The 2,862-nt window shown below is 72.9% G+C and carries 3 protein-coding genes; all 3 read left to right on the top strand.

Annotated elements, in window-relative coordinates; translation table 11 throughout:
- Positions 1-1,253: amidase (locus tag FV228_RS25660; protein ID WP_147857124.1), on the top strand; the 1,253-nt coding region annotated here is incomplete at its 5' end.
- 653 nt (positions 1,254-1,906) lie between these two features.
- Complete coding sequence (locus FV228_RS25655) at positions 1,907-2,305, top strand: DUF350 domain-containing protein (RefSeq protein WP_147857123.1); 399 nt, start codon at positions 1,907-1,909, stop codon at positions 2,303-2,305.
- Positions 2,306-2,321: 16 nt separating this feature from the next.
- A partial coding sequence (locus FV228_RS25650) for a DUF1190 domain-containing protein (protein ID WP_246694028.1) occupies positions 2,322-2,862 on the top strand: 541 nt, incomplete at its 3' end.

Genomic DNA, 2,862 nt, shown 5'->3' with positions numbered 1-2,862 from the left:
CCCTCGACGCGGCCCGCGCGGCGGACGGGGAGATCGCCCGGACGGGGCCGCGGGGGCCGCTCCACGGCATCCCGATCGGCATCAAGGACAACTACACGACCGCCGACCTGCCGACCCGGGCGGGCACCTCGGTCGACGCCCTGACCTTCCCGCGGCAGGACAGCCATTGCGTCGCGAAGCTGCGGGCGGCCGGCGCCGTGATCCTCGGCAAGCTGCGCATGCACGAATTCGCCTGGGGCATGGTCACGCCGCCGACGCGCAACCCCTGGGACCTCGCGCGGGTGCCCGGCGGATCCAGCGGCGGCTCGGGGGCGGCGGTGGCAGCCCGGCTGTGTCCGGCCGCGCTCGGCTCGGATACCGGCGGCTCCATCCGGATCCCGGCGGCCCTCTGCGGCGTCGTGGGTCTCAAGCCGACCTATGGGCGGATCGGCCGCTCGGGGATCGTCCCGCATTCCTGGTCCCTCGACCATGCCGGGCCGCTGACCCTGACGGTGGCCGACGCGGCGCTCCTGCTCCAGGTCCTGGCCGGCCCCGATCCGGCCGACCCGGCCGCCACCTCCGCCCCCGTGCCGGATTACACGGCCGGCCTCGACGCGCCGGTGCGCGGGTTGCGGGTGGCGGTGATCCGCAACCACTTCTTCGAGGCGGTCGATGCGGACGTCGCCGCGGCGGTCGAGGAGGCGATCCGCTTCTTCGCCGGGCAGGGCTGCACGGTCCGGGACGTCACGGTGCCCGCCCTGCGTTACGGGCTCGGCGCCATCTACGCCATCGAGTTGGCGTCCTCCACGGCCTATCACGACCGCAGCCTCGCGCAGGGCCACGTGGGGGGCTTCGCCGAGGACGTCCGCGACCTCGTCGAGATGGGCCGGCTCGTGACCGGTCCGGACTACCTGCGGGCCGAGCAGGCCCGGGGGCTGATCATGGCCGAGATGGCCGCCGCGCTGGACGACGCGGACGTGATCGTCACCCCCGCCTCGCCGCTGACCGCGTGGCGGACCGACGAGGCGACCGTCGCGCTCGCGGGCCGGCAGGAGAGCGTGCTGGCGGCGTCCTGGCGCCTCACCTACCCGTTCAATCTGACGGGGCTGCCCGCCATCGCGCTGCCCTGCGGCTTCGACCGGCGCGGCCTGCCGATCAGCCTGCAAATCGCCGCCCGGCCCTTCGCCGAGGACATGCTGCTCCGGTTCGCGAACCGATATGAGCGAGCGCACGATTGGCGGCATCGTGTCCCGCAGTTCGCGCGTGAGCCGTGACGGAAGCCTCCTGAAGCGCAGTGCATGCTCTGGCTTGCTTACGGTCACGATGCCGTGGTGGTTCGGAGGACATGTCCGGGGGGCACGCATGACCGTCCCGGCCGCGAGGCGGCGACGCTACGGCGGGCCCGCGCGAATTCTGCATCGTCACAGGTAACGCAGGCCGGGCCAGGATGCGCGGCGCTTCCGATCGGCCTCGGCCTCGCGGCCGGGCTGCCCGCCATACCGTCTGCCATCGCGTCGATCATCGGCAATGGGGCCGGCTGCACGTTGAGCGAGGACGACGTCCATCCCTGCGTGATCGCCGGGATCGATCTCGGTCTACCCCTGACGCTGATGGCGCCCATGGGCTGGGGCGTCATCGCGATGCTGCCCGTCATGGCGCTTACGCTGGTGGCCGGTGTGGTTTGGGGCGGCGTCCGCATCGGTCTGGCGTGGCGTCGGTCTGGCGTGGCGGCGTCGGCGGGGAACGCGACGCGCAGCCGACCGTCCGGCCCCATGGGGCGGTTGCCGCCCCGCGATTGTGACCGTTCCTGCCTGCATGCTACGCCCTGCGGAGCGGCTGAGCGAAACCTCGACGGATACGGCTCCATGGGCGACCCGACCGACGCATCACCGTGCTCCGCGCCGGTTCCTGGCGGAGGGCTTCGGGCATGACCTCCATCTCGGGTCTGCCCGCCTTCCTGCTCTACCTCGTGACGGCCGGGGGACTGATCGGATTCTACCTTCTCGTCTATACGCTCGCCACCGCCCACAATGAGTTCGCACTGATCCGGCGGGACGTGGCGGCGGCCGCGGTGGCGCTGGGCTTCAGCCTCGTCGGCTTCGCGTTGCCGCTCTCGGTGGCGATCTACAACGCACAGTCCATCCTCGATTGCATCGTCTGGGGCCTCGTCGCCCTCGTCGTGCAGATCCTGATCTACTGGCTCGTGCGCCTCGCGGTGCCCGATCTGTCGCGGCGCATCGAGGACGGGCGGATGGCCGCCGCGGTGCTCCTCGGCGCGGCGTCCTTCGCGGGCGGCCTCGTGAACGCCGCCTCGATGACCGCCTGAGATGGCGGACGCGCGCATGGCCGGGCCCGGAGAAGACCCTGCCGAGGGCCGCCGGCGCAAGCGCTCGGCCGCGATCTCCCTCGTCCTGGTCACCGGGGCCGGGGCGGCGGCGCTCGGACTGGGCTGGCTGGACCCCTCCCAGAAAGAGGAGGACGCCCTGGTGTACGACAGCCTGTCCGCCTGCATCGGCCAGGGTCTTCGCACGGAGGAGGCCTGCACGACCGATTATGCGGCGGCCCAGGCCGCCTATTCCGCGACGGCGCCGCGCTACGCCACCGCGGAGGCATGCCGGGCGCATCACGGTCCGGACGGCTGCGTGGCGGGAGAGACGGTCACCCCGGACGCAGCCGGCGCCTTCGTGCCCCTGATGGCCGGCTACATGATCGGGCGCACGCTGGAACAAGGCCTGCCGGCCCAGCCGCTCTACCGGCACGCGGAGGAGAACCAGGGGGCCGGCGGAGGCAGTGGCGGCGGAGGCGGCTACTGCACCGGTTCGGGCGGCCGGGTCTACGCCGCTGCGGGCCGTCCGGCGACCCGCGTCGCGTCCAGCGTGGCGC

It is taken from the genome of Methylobacterium sp. WL18, assembly GCF_008040015.1.
Lineage (GTDB): Bacteria > Pseudomonadota > Alphaproteobacteria > Rhizobiales > Beijerinckiaceae > Methylobacterium > Methylobacterium mesophilicum.
The sequence above is the reverse complement of the archived record's forward strand: the minus strand, read 5'-3'. Positions and strand labels throughout refer to the sequence as shown.